This window comes from Neptunomonas sp., assembly GCF_016744175.1.
In the GTDB taxonomy this organism is placed as follows: Bacteria; Pseudomonadota; Gammaproteobacteria; order Pseudomonadales; family Balneatricaceae; genus Neptunomonas.
This window is the reverse complement of the sequence record NZ_JADGEV010000037.1, coordinates 12,213-29,957: the sequence shown is the minus strand read 5'-3', so window position 1 is coordinate 29,957 and position 17,745 is coordinate 12,213. Positions and strand designations below refer to the sequence as shown.

15 protein-coding genes are annotated in these 17,745 nt (G+C 45.0%); 6 read left to right on the top strand and 9 right to left on the bottom strand.

Annotation, left to right across the window (positions count from 1 at the left end):
- The 3 genes from QZZ55_RS15070 to QZZ55_RS15060 all read left to right on the top strand — a co-directional run.
- A partial coding sequence (locus QZZ55_RS15070) for a 4-hydroxyproline epimerase (RefSeq protein ID WP_293268209.1) occupies positions 1 to 825 on the top strand: 825 nt, incomplete at its 5' end.
- A 132-nt stretch (positions 826 to 957) separates the two neighbouring features.
- The gene (locus QZZ55_RS15065) at positions 958 to 1,638 is read left to right on the top strand and encodes a GntR family transcriptional regulator (RefSeq protein WP_293268208.1); all 681 of its coding nucleotides are present in this window, start codon (positions 958 to 960) and stop codon (positions 1,636 to 1,638) included.
- Between the two features lie 78 nt (positions 1,639 to 1,716).
- A complete protein-coding gene (locus QZZ55_RS15060) occupies positions 1,717 to 2,967 on the top strand; it encodes an FAD-dependent oxidoreductase (RefSeq protein WP_293268207.1) in 1,251 nt (416 codons plus the stop codon).
- A 113-nt stretch (positions 2,968 to 3,080) separates the two neighbouring features.
- On the opposite strand, the gene QZZ55_RS15055 is transcribed toward QZZ55_RS15060, so the two are convergent.
- On the bottom strand, positions 3,081 to 4,043 hold the full coding sequence (locus QZZ55_RS15055) for an NAD(P)-dependent oxidoreductase (RefSeq protein WP_293268206.1): 963 nt from the start codon (positions 4,041 to 4,043) through the stop codon (positions 3,081 to 3,083).
- A 288-nt stretch (positions 4,044 to 4,331) separates the two neighbouring features.
- Here QZZ55_RS15055 and QZZ55_RS15050 point away from each other — a divergent pair, with 288 nt between their 5' ends.
- Positions 4,332 to 5,240: a LysR substrate-binding domain-containing protein gene (locus QZZ55_RS15050; protein ID WP_293268205.1), complete on the top strand. Its 909-nt coding sequence runs from the start codon at positions 4,332 to 4,334 to the stop codon at positions 5,238 to 5,240.
- Positions 5,241 to 5,296: 56 nt separating this feature from the next.
- Here QZZ55_RS15050 and QZZ55_RS15045 read toward each other — a convergent pair whose 3' ends face one another.
- The 4 genes from QZZ55_RS15045 to QZZ55_RS15030 all read right to left on the bottom strand — a co-directional run bounded on the left by QZZ55_RS15045 (position 5,297) and on the right by QZZ55_RS15030 (position 9,631).
- Positions 5,297 to 6,025 (bottom strand): class II aldolase/adducin family protein, encoded by a 729-nt coding sequence (locus QZZ55_RS15045; RefSeq protein ID WP_293268204.1) that lies wholly within the window; start codon positions 6,023 to 6,025, stop codon positions 5,297 to 5,299.
- Between the two features lie 11 nt (positions 6,026 to 6,036).
- Positions 6,037 to 7,194, bottom strand: coding sequence for a TauD/TfdA family dioxygenase (locus QZZ55_RS15040; protein WP_293268202.1), 1,158 nt, complete (start codon positions 7,192 to 7,194; stop codon positions 6,037 to 6,039).
- 109 nt (positions 7,195 to 7,303) lie between these two features.
- Positions 7,304 to 8,725 (bottom strand): aldehyde dehydrogenase family protein, encoded by a 1,422-nt coding sequence (locus QZZ55_RS15035; protein ID WP_293268201.1) that lies wholly within the window; start codon positions 8,723 to 8,725, stop codon positions 7,304 to 7,306.
- Positions 8,726 to 9,013: 288 nt separating this feature from the next.
- Entirely contained in the window at positions 9,014 to 9,631 is a 618-nt protein-coding gene (locus QZZ55_RS15030) for a DJ-1/PfpI family protein (protein ID WP_293268200.1), read from the bottom strand.
- 92 nt (positions 9,632 to 9,723) lie between these two features.
- Between QZZ55_RS15030 and QZZ55_RS15025 the strand changes: the two genes are divergently transcribed.
- Positions 9,724 to 11,058: a PLP-dependent aminotransferase family protein gene (locus QZZ55_RS15025; RefSeq protein ID WP_293268199.1), complete on the top strand. Its 1,335-nt coding sequence runs from the start codon at positions 9,724 to 9,726 to the stop codon at positions 11,056 to 11,058.
- 46 nt (positions 11,059 to 11,104) lie between these two features.
- Here QZZ55_RS15025 and QZZ55_RS15020 read toward each other — a convergent pair whose 3' ends face one another.
- Positions 11,105 to 12,502 (bottom strand): PLP-dependent aminotransferase family protein, encoded by a 1,398-nt coding sequence (locus QZZ55_RS15020; protein WP_293268198.1) that lies wholly within the window; start codon positions 12,500 to 12,502, stop codon positions 11,105 to 11,107.
- A gap of 155 nt (positions 12,503 to 12,657) precedes the next feature.
- Between QZZ55_RS15020 and QZZ55_RS15015 the strand changes: the two genes are divergently transcribed.
- Entirely contained in the window at positions 12,658 to 13,293 is a 636-nt protein-coding gene (locus tag QZZ55_RS15015) for an FMN-binding negative transcriptional regulator (protein ID WP_293268197.1), read from the top strand.
- Positions 13,294 to 13,338: 45 nt separating this feature from the next.
- Here the strand turns inward: QZZ55_RS15015 and QZZ55_RS15010 are convergent, their stop codons facing one another.
- From QZZ55_RS15010 to QZZ55_RS15000, 3 genes are all read right to left on the bottom strand, one after another.
- Entirely contained in the window at positions 13,339 to 15,669 is a 2,331-nt protein-coding gene (locus tag QZZ55_RS15010) for an EAL domain-containing protein (RefSeq protein ID WP_293268195.1), read from the bottom strand.
- Positions 15,670 to 15,672: 3 nt separating this feature from the next.
- Positions 15,673 to 16,863: a PAS domain S-box protein gene (locus QZZ55_RS15005; RefSeq protein ID WP_293268194.1), complete on the bottom strand. Its 1,191-nt coding sequence runs from the start codon at positions 16,861 to 16,863 to the stop codon at positions 15,673 to 15,675.
- A gap of 85 nt (positions 16,864 to 16,948) precedes the next feature.
- On the bottom strand, positions 16,949 to 17,695 hold the full coding sequence (locus QZZ55_RS15000) for a transporter substrate-binding domain-containing protein (protein WP_293268192.1): 747 nt from the start codon (positions 17,693 to 17,695) through the stop codon (positions 16,949 to 16,951).
- Between the last annotated feature and the right edge of the window lie 50 nt (positions 17,696 to 17,745).

Genomic DNA, 17,745 nt, shown 5'->3' with positions numbered 1-17,745 from the left:
ATGATGTCTGGTGCTATCGTATACCCTCCCTGCTCAGAAGATGCGGATGCATCAGTGCTCTTTATCGAAACAAGTGGCTGCCTACCCATGTGTGGTCACGGCACAATAGGCACGGTAACTGCGGCAATAGAAAACGCCATTATACGACCTCGTATTCCTGGTCAATTGACACTTGATGTGCCTGCAGGAAAAATTCGTATTGAATATCAGCAAAACGGTGCCAAGGTAGAAAAAGTCAGAATATTCAATGTCGCATCCTATCTGGCACATTCAGAAATAGTAGTTAACATTCCCGAAATGGGAGAGCTAGTCGTCGATATATCCTACGGTGGAAATTTTTACGCCATCGTAGATCCTCAAAAAAACTTCGCCGGACTTGAGCATTTCAGTGTCGATCATATTCTGCACCTGAGCCCAATTGTGCGCCGCATCGTTGATAATGCAGTCGACTGTATACACCCTGATGACCCAACGGTATCCGGGGTATCCCATGTCTTGTGGACCGGCACGCCGACACAACCCAATGCCCATGCCCGCAATGCGGTGTTCTACGGTAGCCGCGCTATAGACCGATCACCCTGCGGTACCGGAACCAGCGCCCGAATGGCCCAGTGGGCTGCGAAAGGAAAGCTCAATATAGGTGATGACTTTGTCCATGAAAGCATTATAGGTAGTATTTTTGAAGGCCGTATTGAAGCGGCCACTGTTGTCGGAGAGCACGACGCCATTATGCCGAGCGTACAGGGTTGGGCCCGTGTTTACGGGCACAATACTATTTGGGTCGACAGTGAAGACCCATACGCCCACGGCTTTGAAGTCGAATAAAAACGCTTTCAGCCAGACTTGAACTCAAGTCTGGCAATCAATGTACTTTGTTTCGGGCTTTGTAATTATCTGTTGTAAAGCCTAAATAGACCGTCCTTATGTCACGAGTCTTACCTTTGAGATACAGACTTCATGCAACAGAGTAAAAAAACCAAATTCGTTTATAAAACGCGTACTGAAATGGTTGCCGATAATTTAAGAAGCAAGATTTTGTCTGGACAAATTATCGCCGGAGAAGCATTGCGTCAGGACGCCATAGCCAAAGAATATAATGTCAGCCGAATTCCTGTTCGTGAAGCATTACTGCAACTCCAAGCACAAGGGCTCGTTAGTTTTGAAGCCCATAAAGGAGCAACTGCAACCGAGCTATCACCGAGCAAAATTCATGATTTATTCGAACTCCGCGCGTTAGTTGAATGCCATGTTTTAGAAAAGGCCATTCCAAATATGACCGAGCAGGATTTCACCACCAGCCGTGAAATTCTTCATGCATTTGAAGAAGCGGTTAAAAGCGGCACTCGCGTTCAGGATTGGAGTGAGCTCAACTACGCCTTTCATGTTGCTCTTTATCGCCCTGCTAATATGCCTATGGCGTTGGACATTATCGAAGTACTTAACTTTAAATCTGATCGCTATATTCGGATGCAATTATTGTTCACGACAGGTATCGATAAAGCAGATCAGGAACACAGCGACATCCTTGGTCTATGCATCAAACAGGATATTAAAAGCGCTTCTGCTTTGCTGAGAAAACACATATTAGAAGCCGGTCAAGCTATACACGACCTGTTGCTAGAACAACAAGTAAAATAGAATTAACCGGAATATCTCTTATCACACTTTAATCAGACCAAAGTGATTTCACATTCATCCAGTAACTGAGAAAGCGCTATGAAAACTATGACACAAGACATTATTGTGGTCGGTGGAGGCATCATTGGCACCAGCTGTGCACTTGCTTTGCAACAAGCGGGACAAAGTGTATTGTTATTGGATCGGGAAGCCCCCGGTGCAGGGGCATCTTCAGGAAATGCCGGGCATATAGCCACCGAACAGGTATTCCCTCTGGCATCAACCGAGATGCTTTTACAGTTGCCAAAAATGTTGTTTGATCCGCTTGGCCCATTAAGTGTCGATTGGAGATACCTGCCTCAAATTACCCCCTGGATGCTTCAACTTGTCAACAATATGCGGCCAAAAGCAAACAAGCACAGTGCAGACGCACTATCAACATTAAACCGTGCCAGCCTGACAGTATGGCGCGACCTGCTTGAATCAATAAACCGTAGTGACCTACTCCAGGAAAAAGGTTCCCTGCTGGTCTATGAAAAACCTGAAACCAAAGCCAGCTTACTTAAACATATAGAAAAACTCAGCGCTTACGATGTCCCCGTGGCACATCTTAATGAAGCAGAGCTGCATGAACAGGCACCCGCAGTAAGTAAGCGCTTATTGGGTGCGCTGGAGTTCCCCGCAACAGCCCACGTCACGGATCCGCTTAAATTAGTCGACGCTCTGTTTGAGGCTGCCCAACAACAAGGCATGGCCTATTCACAAACAGATGTAACCGGAGGTCGCTTAACCGAAGCAGGCGTTGAGCTCGAAACCACTGACGGCACGTTGCTCTGTAAGCGTGTACTGATTGCTAATGGCGCGTACGCCAAACCTCTGGTGCAAGCATTAACTGGAGTAAAAGTACCGCTGGAAACTGAACGTGGCTACCACTTGATGCTACCTAATGAGTTGGACATTCTACCTGTGGCAATCTCTTCTGCCGAACGCCGATTTATTATGACGCCAATGCAGGGAGGCCTACGGCTGGCGGGTACCGTCGAGTTCGCAGGCCTTGAACGGGAAGCCAACATGAAACGTGCAATGATGTTGCAGCAACATGCTCAGGCTCTATTTGATCGCCCTTTAAATACTGAAGGCTCCAAACCATGGATGGGACGCAGACCATCGTTGCCAGATTCTCTTCCGGTGATTGACCGTACTGGCCCTAAAGGAGAAGTATTATTAGCATTTGGTCATCAACACTTGGGGTTAACTCAGGCAGCACTCACAGCACAGCTGATAACTCAGCTGTATCTAAGTAGAGAGCCTACATACGACCTTGCACCTTACAGCCTAAGTCGTTTTTAAGGGCGAGCATTAAAAGCAAAGGCTTCCAGCCAATAGTTACTCTTTGGAAGCCTCTCTCAATAGACTGGTATCACCATTCATACTACAGAAAAAATGCACTTAAGGCCGTTTAGTTATACAGGCAATCCTTTGGGAATGATTTCTGCACCTGGCTCTTCTGGTTCAGAATCGAGCATTTCAGCGGGGAATCCTGGAGCAAGTACCTGTACATCACAGGCTTCTTCTAAACGCCTAATGATGTTTGGAGACCACTCGCGTGCACCGTAACGCTCTTGGCCATCCTTAAAGATATCTAAAACCAAAGGAGACATCTCAAGAGGAACACCAAGACGCTTACCTAGCGCATCAAACAAGCCAACATCCTTATTCACCAAATCCATTGTGAAGCTAATATCACGGCTACCATTAAGAATGACCTGTGATTCTGTTTCATGCACAAAAGAGTTTCCCGAAGAAATACGGATCGCCTCATAAGTGGTATTAAGGTCCATACCCGCTTTCTTGGCGACAGTGAGCGCCTCAGTAATTGCGCACAAATTAGCCGTAGCCAAATAATTGGTGACCACTTTAAGGACTGAAGCAGAACCCACCGGGCCGGTATGTAACACTCGCCTACCAAGTGTTGTCAGTAGCGGCAACACCTTTTCAAACGCTTCCCGGCTCCCCCCTGCAAAAATAGAAATATTACCGGTGGCTGCCCGATGACAACCACCAGAAACCGGTGTTTCCAGTGCCGATGCCCCTGTCGCTTCAACTAACGCTGCCAACCGACGCACTTCAGATTCATCAGTAGTGCTCATCTCCAGCCAAATTTTGCCCGCCGAAAGTCCTGCAATGACACCATCTTCCGCTTCCATGACATGCGAACAAGCCGTGGGAGACGGCAAACAAGTGAAGATTAAATCGACCGCTCCTGCCATCGTCTTAGGCGTATCAATCCAGGATGCTCCCTTATCAATAAAGGGTTGTGCCACGTTACGATCAAGATCCAAAACTGTTAAGTTGTAACCGTTACGTAGTAGGCTTCCTGCCAGTTTACCGCCGACATTTCCTAGGCCGATAAATCCAATTCTCATACTTAATCCTCATCATGCGTGTTTCGAATAATTGATGAATCACGACTAACCAGCACAGTGATATCACGCTGATATTAAAACAAAAACTTTCAATACTGGCCTGTAACGTTCACGATATTACCGACCTTCAGCACAAGCTTATTCGCAGAGGTAATGAGTAACAATTGAACATTTTTTCACTATTGGTAAAAAAATGATCGAATTTTTCGTTTCATTTTTTCGGTAGCGGTAGTAGCGTTAAGCCCATTATTTTACTGTCACAAACTTTTTACTAAGAGCCTTACAGCCATGTCAGACACTATCAATTTACGTAAGCTCCCACCGCTAAAAGCGTTAAAGGGTTTCGAGACTGCCGCTAGATTACAAAGTGTCCGTGGAGCTGCCGAAGAATTGAGTCTGACCCACCCAGCCATCACCCATCAGATTCAATCACTGGAGGAGAGCCTTGGCACAAAACTTTTTGCCCGTGATGGACGCAACGTCATTCTAACAACTGAAGGCAAACTTTTTTATCCTTATGTACGAGAAGCACTCGAAAAGCTCATCGATGGCACTGAAGCCGTTCGACGAGCAACAAGGTCACAACCGTTACGCATCCAAGTGTATGTGACCACTTCGATTCGCTGGTTAGCACCTCGCCTATCACAGTTCAGAAAAGATCACCCAAACATCAGACTACATCTCATGACATGCAGCAGTGGCTGGGATTTTAACGAAGCAGATGCAGACATCGGTTTTATCTTTCGAGATAAACCTGTGCAACCCCATCTCCATTGGAGCAAGCTGTTCGAATCGAAACTATTTCCCGTTTGCAGTCCGTTGTTAACTCAAGGCAAGGAAGGACAGCTTCAGCCAGAAGACCTTCTGAACTACCCTTTGATAACGGTTTATTCCGAGGTTTGGAGTTGGGATGACTGGTTTAAAGCCACCAATGCTAGCCCATGCGAAAAGACTAATTCGATTATTGTCGATACCCTTGCTATTGCTCTTGAAATGGCATTAAAAGGTGAGGGGGTCGCTCTCGTGAATGGCGTCTCTGCAGATGATGATTTAAAGTCAGGCCGTTTGATACAGCCCGTCGATTACATTGTCGATGGATTGGGGGAATGGGGCGTAGTATGTCGTAAGGATATCTGTAATGATGAGCGCGTGGTTACCTTCATCAATTGGCTTTCGATGGAGACGAGCAAAAGCTAGATTGCGGGCTATTAAAAGAAAGAGCCTTTGCTAGGCTCAATCACTATTAAGGCCTACTACTCTCTATAGGAGCAATCCTTTTTAGTGAGCATTTCTTTCAATTGCTCAAAGTGGGCATCAGACTGACCACGAAACTCATCCCAACTTGCGGCCGTCTCCCGAGCTAACGTATGAGGCAGAACATTAAGAGGTTGGCCTGTTGAATAAGCCAATACCATTGTCTTACACGCTTTTTCCAAATAGTACAGATCCTCAAAAGCTTCAGCTACCGATTCACCTAAGACGGTAACCCCGTGGTTACCCATCATCAATGCCTTTTTACCTGTAAAAGAATCCCCTATGCGCTTGCCTTCTTCATCACTGGAAGCAATGCCGCCAAAATCAGTATCATAAGCAATACGCTCGTAGAACCGCGCGGTATTGTTATCGAGCGGTAATATTCGTGGGTCTTTCAGGACCGACAATGCCGTGGCATAAGTAGAATGCACGTGCAGAATGACACGAGCTTCTGGTAAAGATCTATGTACATTCCCATGAATACACCACGCAGAAGGGTCTGGAGCCTCATTGCTTTGCATAATGCTGTCGTCTTCGCTATTGAGCAGTTGAAGGCTACTCGCAGTAACATTTGAAAAGTGCATCCAGCGACGATTCATTAGAAACTGCTTACCGTCCTGTGAAACCGCGGCACTCAGGTGGTTAGCTACCGATTCATGCATATCCATTTCATAAATCAACCGAAAAGCAGCCGCTAAATCGATTCGTATCTCATGTTCGGTTTGCATCGAACTTTGCCTCAGTAAACGTTGATTTGTGATGATGAATGAAGCGATGTTGCTCCATTTGCTTCAGGGTACCTAGCACGTAAAACACGATAAGTACTTCGAAGCTCACCACGGTCCACATAACAGCCTCGTAGATGCCTATCACCACTGCCTTCCATAAAAGCAGCCCGGCCGTGTGCTATACGATGGTTATCGAACACGATACATTCCCCCGCATTGAGACGAAAGGTCATCAGGTATTGTGGGTCTTGTAGCATCTGCCCAAATTTTCGAAAAGCAGGATAAAAACTATCCATGTCACGCTGAGGAAAATCAAAGACATCGGCAAGATGCTGGCTATGATTAATCCCGCTAACCTCACCATTATTAGGATCCAATTCGATGATCCGTTGTTTTGTGCGTACATCCTGATAACAAGTGGTGTAGCGGTAAGGCACTTCGTATTCTGTAAGTATTTTAAAGTAATGTGGGTAGCACTCTTTCAATGCGTTAGCGACGGCTGTGGCATCAACAAACAGGCTGTTACCGCCCTCAGCATCATTAATCCGGCAGTGCAAAAACTGAATGCCTGGAGCGAGTTCTTCCGCAGGCAAGTCTGTATGTAACTCTAGCGCTTTACTGGTATATGCTAGATTTTCCGGATTCGCTTTTGATTTTACGTCGAAGACATAGCCTGAAAAAGAAGGACGCACTGTACCGAATAGTTCACACAGCGTTTGCAGCCCTTCATCTGAATCCGGCATCCCTTGAATCAGAGCAATACCATCATCCAACATCGCTTCGGCCCAATTCGCTACATTGGCAGGATTAGACACAACATTTTCATAGCTAAAACGAGCCATCTGTAAATAGTGATCGCCATACCAAGGCTTACGAGCACGAATAGCCAAGTCTCCATGGTTTTCGCCTTTGTACCAACGTCCAAGCCAATGAAGGTCATAACTGCTTTGATGGCCATCACTCCACACGATTTCTAACACCTCATCAGTTAGCTGAACAGTGTTAGGGCGCAGGTCATCAGGCTCTTCAAGGATATCAAAGGTACGTTCTTGCGTACTGTTATCCCACGAAGTAGGACAACTATCTCGTAACCAAAAGTAATTGAAATATGCCATTTCGCCCTTCACCGGCAGTTCCAACCCCGAATCCAGCAATACAATATTTGACATCCTGATGCACTCCATTATTGTCATTTTTTACATGTGAAGCACAACGTAGCAATAGACTATTGCTGCTGAATCACAGTAGTTCTTTATTCATCCTTTAAACAAAGAAAAATCACCCACAAATCACTGCTTTCGTTTCTATATACTCAGACATCCCTTCAGCCCCCCACTCCCGGCCATTACCCGACTGCTTATAACCACCAAAAGGAGCATCAATCGAGAAATAGCTACCCTGTACATAACACTGACCTGCCCGAAGTTGTCGAGCAATATTTAATGCGCTCACTTTGTCTTTAGCAAAAACGCCAGATGACAAACCATACTCACTATCGTTCGCAATATCGATTGCCTCTTGAAGGCAATCATAAGTCAAGATGCACAGCACAGGGCCAAAAATTTCTTCTCGTGCGATGACCATATCAGAGGTAACTCTGGAGAAAATAGTCGGCTTAACATAGAACCCTTTATCCACTCCACCTGGCATATCTGTACCGCCCACCAGCAGCTGAGCACCCTCAGCCACACCTTCGCGGATATACTTTAAAACCGCTTCTTTTTGACGTTTTGACGACATGGGGCCCATCGTCGTAGCCTCATTAAGAGGGTCACCAACAACTTGTTCTTGTGCAATACTTATCGCTAAGTCAGCCACCTGCTGATAACAACGACTGGGCACCAACATACGTGTTAATGCATTACATGTCTGGCCAGTGTTTCCCATAACATCTTCCACACCATAACGAACCGCAGCAGCAATATCCGCATCTTCAGTGATGATATAAGCTGATTTTCCACCTAGCTCCTGACAAACACGTTTAACGGTAGGAGCTGCCGCTTTAGCCACTTCAATACCTGCCACGGTTGAGCCGGTAAAAGACACCATATCTACTTGAGGGTGCCCAGACAAAATGGGCCCTATCTCACTCCCATGACCGAACACTAAATTAAACACGCCTGCTGGCAACCCTACCTTATGAAAAATTTCCGCCATAATTAAATCAGCAAGCGGAGTCTGCTCTGCCGGTTTAGTGACCACCGTACAACCAGCTGCCAATGCTGGGGCGACCTTACCAATCAACTGATGCAGCGGATAATTCCAAGGATTGATAAAAGCACACACACCCACTGCCTCTTTATAAATCAAGACAGACCCTTTCTCTTCGACCTCTTCCATTTGTAGTGCAAGTTTTGCGTAGTAACGCATCGCTTCTATCGGGCAGTCAACATGAAAAGCACCGGTGATTTTTTTAGGGCAGCCCATCGTCATCACATGAGCATCAACTAGATCGTCATAACGATTTTCCATCTCATCAGCAACCGCATTCATTAAAACCGCACGATCTTTAGCAGGAGTCATCGACCAACCTTTGAAGGCTTCCCGTGCAGCAAGGATTGCTGATTCAACATCTCCTTTGTTGCTCAATGATACCGTTGCACAAGGTACTTGCGTTGCAGGATTAATAACTGTGAGCGTATGGTCAGCTGTTGGTGTTTGCCACTTACCGTTGATATATAACTCACTAATAACTTTCATTGTTGTTGATTCCAAGAATTTACAAATATTTCACGGGTCATACACCGAAACGCACCGGTGAATCATAACGCTCATATGCCAGATGTTTATCAGGTAATCTTCTGCATTTATGCACGATAATACAGCCAGAATAAATCTTCATGGAGACCGCAACAATTGAGATTTTTCTAACCTACCGGTAAAAAGCATTTACCAATTGATTAGCGAAGACAGCCTCCTTTTAAGTAAGGCTGTATCTACTCCGCTTTTTACTAATCTATAGGGTTCTTGTCGTGCTTAAGCTCTCAGTTAAACAACAGCCAAATCATCCGACAAAAAAGGGCTGATATTCTTCATCGCCAGCGCTACGTATTCTTCTTTTTCACCAACGGGGGCGACGTAATGGATAGCACTTTTCGCCGCGTCTACACCTTCCAAACGAGCAATCATCCACGCCGCAAGATATTGAGACGAAATACATCCGCCAGCTGTCGCAACATTACCATGGGCAAAAAATGCTTGATTCAATACATCAACACCCGCCTCTTGTACCCAAGGCTTTGTTGTTAGATCTGTACAAGCAGAAACGCCACTTAGCAACCCGAGTTTAGCCAATATAAGCGTACCGGAACATTGAGCACCCAACAGCTGTCTTGATGGATCAAGTTGCAATTGAGCCATGATTGATTCGTCTGCAACTACGTCTCGTGTCTTCATACCACTGCCAATAATGACAGCATCTGCAGAACTTGCTTCATGAAGGGACACGTGGCTCTCCAGTACAACACCGTTCATCGATTCAACTCGCGCAGTAGGGCTGGCTATCGATACGCGCCAATTTGGTTTTTTAATTCTATTAAGGATGCCAAGTGCGATGAGGGAATCCAGTTCATTAAAACCATCAAAGGTCAGAATAGAAATATGCATAAAGTTGTTTCCTTAGTTAACCGTGTTTGCGATGAGGCATTGTATCTCCTAGAATAATGACAATAAAATTATTGTCATGGATACAATGCCGAATGGCCCGCGCACGATACAAACGACTGGTCGATCAATTCGCTACTCATATTCAAGCAGGGCATTTACCGCCAGGCACCCAATTACCCACTCACAGACAACTAGCAACCGAAGAAGGTATTGCCTTAGTAACTGCATCTAGAGTCTATGCTGAACTAGAAGTAATGGGGCTTGTGAGTGGCGAAGCTGGACGGGGAACCTTTGTCAGAGAAACAGCCCTATCTCCCGGACATGGCATAGACCAACCAGCAAGCACTGAGGGAATGGCCGACCTCAACTTCAACTCTCCTTCACTACCTGAGCAGACAGACATGTTGCGAGATGCCCTTCGCCAGCTCGCATCTTCAGGAGACTTGGAAGCGCTGCTGCACTACCAACCTCATGCTGGACGTAAGCATGAGCGAGCTACCGTTGCACGTCACCTTGAGTCTAGAGGGCTCTCTGTTGAAGCGGATCAAGTATTGATCGTAAGTGGGGCACAGCATGGCCTGGCCACCACCGTTATGGCTCTACTGAGCCCGGGTGATGTGGTGGCAACTGATGCCCTGATTTACCCAGGCTTTAAAGCTATCGCTGAAGTACACAGACTAGAACTGGCACCCATTCCACTGACAGACCAAGGGCCAAATCTAGATGCGCTAGAGCAGCTATGCCAGAGTAGACGCGTTAGGGCCGTTTATGCCATGCCAACACTGCACAATCCGATGGGGTGGGTAATGGACATTGAGCAACGTAAACAACTGGTTTACATTGCACGCAAATACGGCTTGCTCATTATTGAGGATGCTGCATATGCCTTTCATGCAGAAAATCCGCCCGCTCCGCTGGCAGCACTTGCTCCTGAAACAACGGTTTACGTTTCTGGGCTTTCCAAAAGTATCGCTACCGGCCTTCGTTTTGGATTTGTTGCTTCACCTTCGCACTGGGTACCCATGATTGAACGAACAATCCGAGCAACCACGTGGAATACACCCGGCCTAATGACAGCATTGGCTTGTCGCTGGATTGAAGACGGGACGGTATCTCGGTTGGAACAAGAGAAACGTCACGATGCAATGATCCGACAATCAATGGCCAGAGAAATTCTCAAGGGGCTTGATTACGTTAGCCATCCGGCATCGTATTTTCTTTGGCTTCCCTTACCAGAGGAAATTCGAGCAGACCTAATCGTAATCGAACTGATGCGTTCAAATATTTCCGTTTCAACCGCAGAACCATTTGCAACCACCAATCATGTGCCACACGCGATCCGCTTAGCCCTGGGTTCAGTAACATTAGAGACACTTGAAAAAGCATTGAAGGTGGTGCGAAAAGTAATCGATAATTATTTGTATTAATTCATGCTCAGGGCAAGAAAAGCCAAATTTATTTCAGAATATTAAGCTACGTAGAAAGCACTTCAAATAATTTATCCAATACAGTGCGCATTTCATCCTGAGTGTAACTACAAAACCCAAGAATAAAACCGTTGTAGTCATCATTCTCCATGGTTGACTCTGATAATGCCTCTACAGAGATTCCAACATGTTTAGCCCGTGTTGATATTTCTTTATCTTTCAATGATGTATTAAGGTGAAAAACCAACTGCATACCTGCTGGGTGATCTTGGACGGTTCCGAATTGGCTAAATCTTTCACAAAGCTCCTGAACCAGAAACTTTCGACGTTCACTATAGATTCTGCGAACCCGTCTCAAGTGTCGATAAAAATCACCTGAATGAATAAACTCCGAGAGTGCCTGCTGAGGCATTAGCCCCGCTTTTAATCCATAACTGTCCATGGTCTGACGGATAGGATCAACTAACGAGTGTGGGGCGATGATGTATCCTAACCTCAGCGTATTAGAAAAAATCTTTGAGAAGCTTCCTATGTAAACTGTACGGTTTAAATGATCAAAACCCGCCATAGCAGGGATGGGGCGGCCTGAATACCTGAACTCGCTATCGTAATCATCTTCTATAACCCATGCGTTGTTAGTTTTTGCCCAATCAAGGTACTCCCAGCGGCGCTGCGGCGACATAACGCCACCGAGCGGATATTGATGTGATGGAGTGAGAACCACAATATCTGGACGAGCCTGTGTTTTAGGTAATCGAGTCCCATTCTGGTCAACCTCCAAAAAGACAGGCGCTAAGCCCAAACGGGTAACAAAACGCAGTATTGGTTTATAACCGGGATCTTCAATGCCCACTGCCTGACCGGGTTGAACTAGGGTATGAAAGCAAATATTCAGGGCATCAGTGGCCCCCGCCGTAACAATAATTTGCTGTGGGGATGCCTCAATGCCTCGCCACTCCCGAACATGATTCGCAATGGCTTGCCTAAGTGCTAAATTGCCAAAGGAGCTTGCTCCGGTCAACATGGATTCTGGGTTAGTTCTACATACTCTGGCAACGATTTTCGCCCAATTTCGATAAGGGAATAAACGCATGTCCGGCTGGCTAGGAATAAGCGCACTAAGTGATGCTGCTTTCTCTGTTTTAGATATATTTTCAGGCATGTGATCATGTGGTAACTCCACCGACCCTATTGCACACACTTTATAACCCGCACCTTTATGCCCTTCCAAATACCCTTCAGCTACTAGCTGTTCGTATGCAGAAACAACTGTTGATCGAGATACACAAAGATCCTCAGCTAATACCCGAGTTGCGGGCAGCATTGCCCCTTGCTTTAAGCCACCAGTATGCGCCCACTTCCTTACTACCTCGCATATTTGCTCAAATATTGGCGTCCTTCTCGACCTGTCGACCGTAAAAAGTAATGTTTTATCCCATGCCATATTGGTATGTTCATTATTTAGTTAATTGGATCTTCTATAAGTACCAATATTACAACAAACTCTGCATAAATTCAGAGACTGCCTACTCATTCAAATGAAAAGCTCTTCTGGAACTAAACCAGCTTTAAAGTTGACAATTAAAGAGAGGACAAAGAATGTTCCAGCCTCCTGTTTTCTGTGAAGACCGGATAGAAGTCATAAACGAAATGATACGTACACACCCCTTTGCCAGCATAATTTCAATGCAAGAAGGAGAGATTGTCGCTGATCATATTCCATTGATAATGCACCCTGAACTATCTACCTTGGGAAACCTGCGAGGGCATATGGGTCGCGGTAACCCCATCGGAAAAAAACTGGATGAAACCATTGAAGTACTTGTGATATTTCAAGGCCCCCATCATTACATCACCCCAACATGGTATCCATCAAAAAAAGAACATGAAAAAGTCGTCCCTACTTGGAATTACATTGTCGTTCATGCGCGCGGAAAAATTAAACTCCACGATGATACTGACTGGATCCTTTCGCATTTAACCGAACTCACCCATCGCAAGGAAGGCGGCCGTAAAGAACCGTGGAAAGTTTCAGATGCGCCAGATGATTTTATTTCTCGTCAACTGCGCGGTATTATCGGAATTGAGATTGAAATAACAAGTTTTCAGGCAACCTGGAAAACTAGCCAGAATAAGACAGAAGAAGATAACCAAGGCGTTGTAGATGGATTGAAAACAGAAAAAACAGACGCTGCCACAACAATGGCAGCCTGTGTTTATGAGCGAAGCCGCTGACAGCGAAAGTGCGGGTCATACGCTTCAACTGAAAAGGGCTTGTCATCAGCTAGCGCTTTTCATCCAGCGTTCCAGCTCCTCAACAGTTAATGGTCGACAGTAGAGGAAACCTTGGGCTTCTTTGCATCCTTTACTGCGAAGAAATTCTGCCTGAGCCTCTTGCTCTACACCTTCTGCTATCACCTCCATTTTCAATGCATGCCCCATCACAATCACCGCTTCGGAAATCGCCATATCATCAGAGTCCACAGGGATATCACGCACGAATGACTGATCTATCTTAAGCTTATCAATCGGCAACGACTTAAGGTAACTCAATGAAGAATAGCCCGTTCCAAAATCGTCAATCGCAAGCCGAATACCAAGGTTTCTAAGCTTCAGCAATGTATCAAGAACATGTTTAGATGCCCCCATGACAAAACCTTCAGTCACCTCCAAGCCTAGTTTGTTAGCTGGAAAACCCGTATCAGAAAGGCAAACCAGCACCTGTTCAAAAAACCCTTCATCATGTAACTGCGGTCCAGCGATGTTAACGTACATCCGACCAAATTCACGCCCTTCATCAAGCCAAACTTTCCCTTGGATACACGCGGTTTGCAGAATCCAAGCTCCAAGCTCCCGAATGAAACCACTTTGTTCTGCGATAGGTATGAATTTACTGGGAGGAATCATGCCCTGTTCAGGGTGTTGCCAGCGTATTAAAACTTCAAGGCCAATCAATACGTTGGTATTGAGGTCAACCTGAGGCTGATAAACCAAAAAAAACTGTGACTTTTCTAACGCATCTTTCAGTCCATTTTGAATAAGGTGATAATCAAGCGCTTGTTCGGTCATTAATTTGCTATAGAAACGATATGTGTTTCGTCCGTCTTCTTTTGCTTCGTACATTGCTGCATCGGCAAAACTCAACAGCTCATCTGGGTCTTTGCTGTTGTCTGGGTATATAGCAACACCAATACTTGCTGAAATGTGCAAGATATTATCATTTACAATAAAAGATTCATCAAAGACTCGCGATAACTTCTCAATAAGAGGCGCCGTATCTTTTGTATTTTTTATTCCTTCAATGATCAGGCAAAACTCATCACCACTGATATGCCCGATGGTATCCCCCTCCCGAACATGAGCTTTCATTCGCTGAGCGGCTTCAAACAGTAATTGATCGCCCACACTGTGCCCAAGTGTGTCATTGATATTCTTGAAGTGGTCTAAATCGAGAAATACGACCCCGATTTTACATTCTTGTCTTTTTGCTACAGCCAAGCTGTGTATGAGTTGAGCTCTAAATAATAATCTGTTTGGCAGATCGGTTAACGGATCGTGGTGTGCCAAGTAGCTCAAACGATCTTCAGTCGCCTTCAGTGATGAAATATCAGAGAACACGCCAACGTAGCCTGTTACCTCTCCCTCTTCTGACTTTAGTGAGTTTATCGTCAGTATCTCAGGGTATATGGCATCATCCTTTGAGCGATTCCAAATTTCACCGTGCCAATGCCCCTGCTTTTTCAGCTGGTTCCACATGTTGATGTAGAATTGATTATCTTGCTGACCAGAGTTTAGTATCCGTGAGTTTTGGCCGATCACCTCTTCACGCGAGTACCCTGTAATCTTAGTAAACGCATCATTAACATCGAGAATCGCCCCTTTTGTATCGGTTATCATCACACCTTCAGAGGTACTGCGAAAAACTGCTGCTGCCTCCCTTAGCTTTTCCTCTGCCTTTTTTCGCTCGTTAATGTCTTCAATCACCGAGACAAAGTAAAGAGGGGCTCCATCATCTGCACGAACCAGGGATACGGTGAGGCGAATCCAAATTAACTCACCTGACATTCTGATGAAACGTTTATCCATTGTGTAGGTATCACGCGCACCAGCAAGTGTCTCTTTTACTAACATCACGTCGGAGTCTAGATCATCTTTATAGGTGATACTCTGAAAAGTCTTGGTCAGAAGTTCCTCATGAGGGTAGCCAACAATCTCACAGAGCTTTTGGTTAACATCTAACCATTGCCCTTCAGTACTAACCCGTGCAATGCCAACCGCAGCCTGCTCAAAAGTAGCACTGTAAAGTCGTTCACTTTCAACCAAGTTCTGCTCGGCTTGTTTACGTTCAGTGATATCTTGCACTATGCCGACTAAGCGCTTTGCATGCCCATCTACATCAAGCTCATGTCCACCTATTGCGGCTATCCAGCGAGTCTTGCCATCGTTTCTACGAATGCGGCACTCAAAATCCCAATCTGTTTTCGTCTCCGTGGCTTTATGAAATTTACTGTTTACACCTTCCCTGTCTTCAGGGACAACATGTTCAAGAAATACCTCATAGGTCCAGTTTGGTAGCAATGATTCATAACCGAATATTTGATCATGTTGCAAGGTTCAGTGTGAACTATGGTCAACCAAATCAAGTTCCCACCCACCAATGTGGCTACGACGCAGTGCAAAATCTAACCGCTGCTGACTCTCTAGCAGCATTTCAGCCATCTGCTTCAATTCATGCTCTGATTGTTTACGCTTAGTAATGTCGTATTCAGTCGTTAGAATAAGCGAGGTGTTTTCACTAATATCAATACGTTTTGCGTTAATAGAAACAGAAAACCGAGTACCATCTTTACGCACATGCTCATTCTCTGCGTAGAATGGTTCACCCGTCATAATTTCTGCCGTCCGCGCTTTAACCAAACGTTTTCCTTCCTCATCGTCTATGTCTGCGACAGGCCGCCCAATAAATTCCTCTTTTGTATAACCATGCGCGGTACAAGCCGCCTCATTAGCCTCAAGGATTATGGGAATGCCATCAGGCGTATTAGGACCAAGTATCATGCAATAACCACCTGCTTGTTCAAATAGCGCTCTGAACTTCTCTTCGCTTTTCTCCAAATGGTTAATGGTGCCATGTAGGTCTTGCCGCATCAGATTGAACTCATCTACTAAGAGATCCAGTTCATCAGCGCACTTTGTTGCGGATTGTGTTCGCTTTAATTTTAATGGAACCTCAGTCTTATTAACTTTTTGGGCACGCAAGTATTGGACTATGTGAAGCAAATGACGAGTAACAAGAAAGTGGAAAAAAAGTAAGATGAAGCTTGCAACTAAAAAAGTTTTAACACCATTGTTGATAAGAATTAAGACAACCTTATCAATTAGTCTTTGATAAACGCCCTCTAAACTAACGACAACGGTCAATGTACCTATTTCTGTATTCTGCCCGAGATGAAAGTGCATTAAAGGATATTGGCGAGAAATCATATTCTCAGTTTTATAACGACCCGTCGCTACCCAGGTTTTGTCATAGTCCTTTACTTCTAGGTATTGCATGTTTGGATGGTTATAAATTCCATCAATGAGAGTCTTCAAATTTCTCTGGTCTGCTACCCAAAGGCTATCAGCGATGCTGCGCACATGAACATTCTGAATTTCTTCAAATTGGGTCTCGATGAAGCCAATATCATGCCGGTAATCTCGATACAATTGAAAAGCGGTGAGAACTAGCGTTATTAATGAGCTGAACAGTACTATCCCAATAATAAGGCTACGAGCGATACCCTGAGGAAACTTATTCAATAACATACGGCCACCTCTGACTTAACAGAGAACACCAATGACTCTAGTAATAAGGGATAAAATGTATAAATCTTCATTTTATAAATAGAAATTACTTTCTTGTTTCCAAATTAGGATAGGTGCCCACCATGGAAGAAGACATAATGCGTGCTAACTCCCCTTGCTCGGTTAAGCGTTGAATAACACCTTGCAATGGAGCAACTAGCTGCTTGTTCTTATTATGAATGTAATGATAGACAGGGACTTTTAACAAGGGTGTTTCAATCGGGATTACACCCTCCAGGATTTTTGCGCGGGTAGCGACATATATGGCCACATCTAACCGGTTGTTTTTTAGCATATAGAATAATTGCTCAGGCCTATTCACAGTAACCGCCATTGTTCCTTTTAGTTTGGCCTCAACAACCTTTACTCCCATAACATATCCAACGCGCAAACCTTTTAAATCCGCCCAATTATTAGGTGAAAGATTACTGTCTTTATTCACATATGCAAAAATTCGGGAAAAAGATATCGGATCTGGGATTTGAATCAGATTTTTGTATTCATTGTTTATACCCGCTACGCGAAACAATTCACCATCGACATGGCCCGCATTTGATTCAATGAGTGCGCGTCCTTGTGGGTATTCTTCTATGGTTAACTGGTGTCCGAGTTCGGCGTAAACTTTAGTCATGAACTCTATGGCTATTTGTTTGGCCGGATACGCTATTTCAGTTGTTGATACCTTGTAATCAGCGGCCTGCAAAAAACTAGGCTGTCCAACACATACCGCAAGAATAGCCAACATGAAAAGCCAGCTTACCGCCTTGAATCTTAGGTATACTGTTATTTTCATATAACATGCGCCTCCTAGCGTAAACGGCCGAGATTGCGTTCCTTACGCTT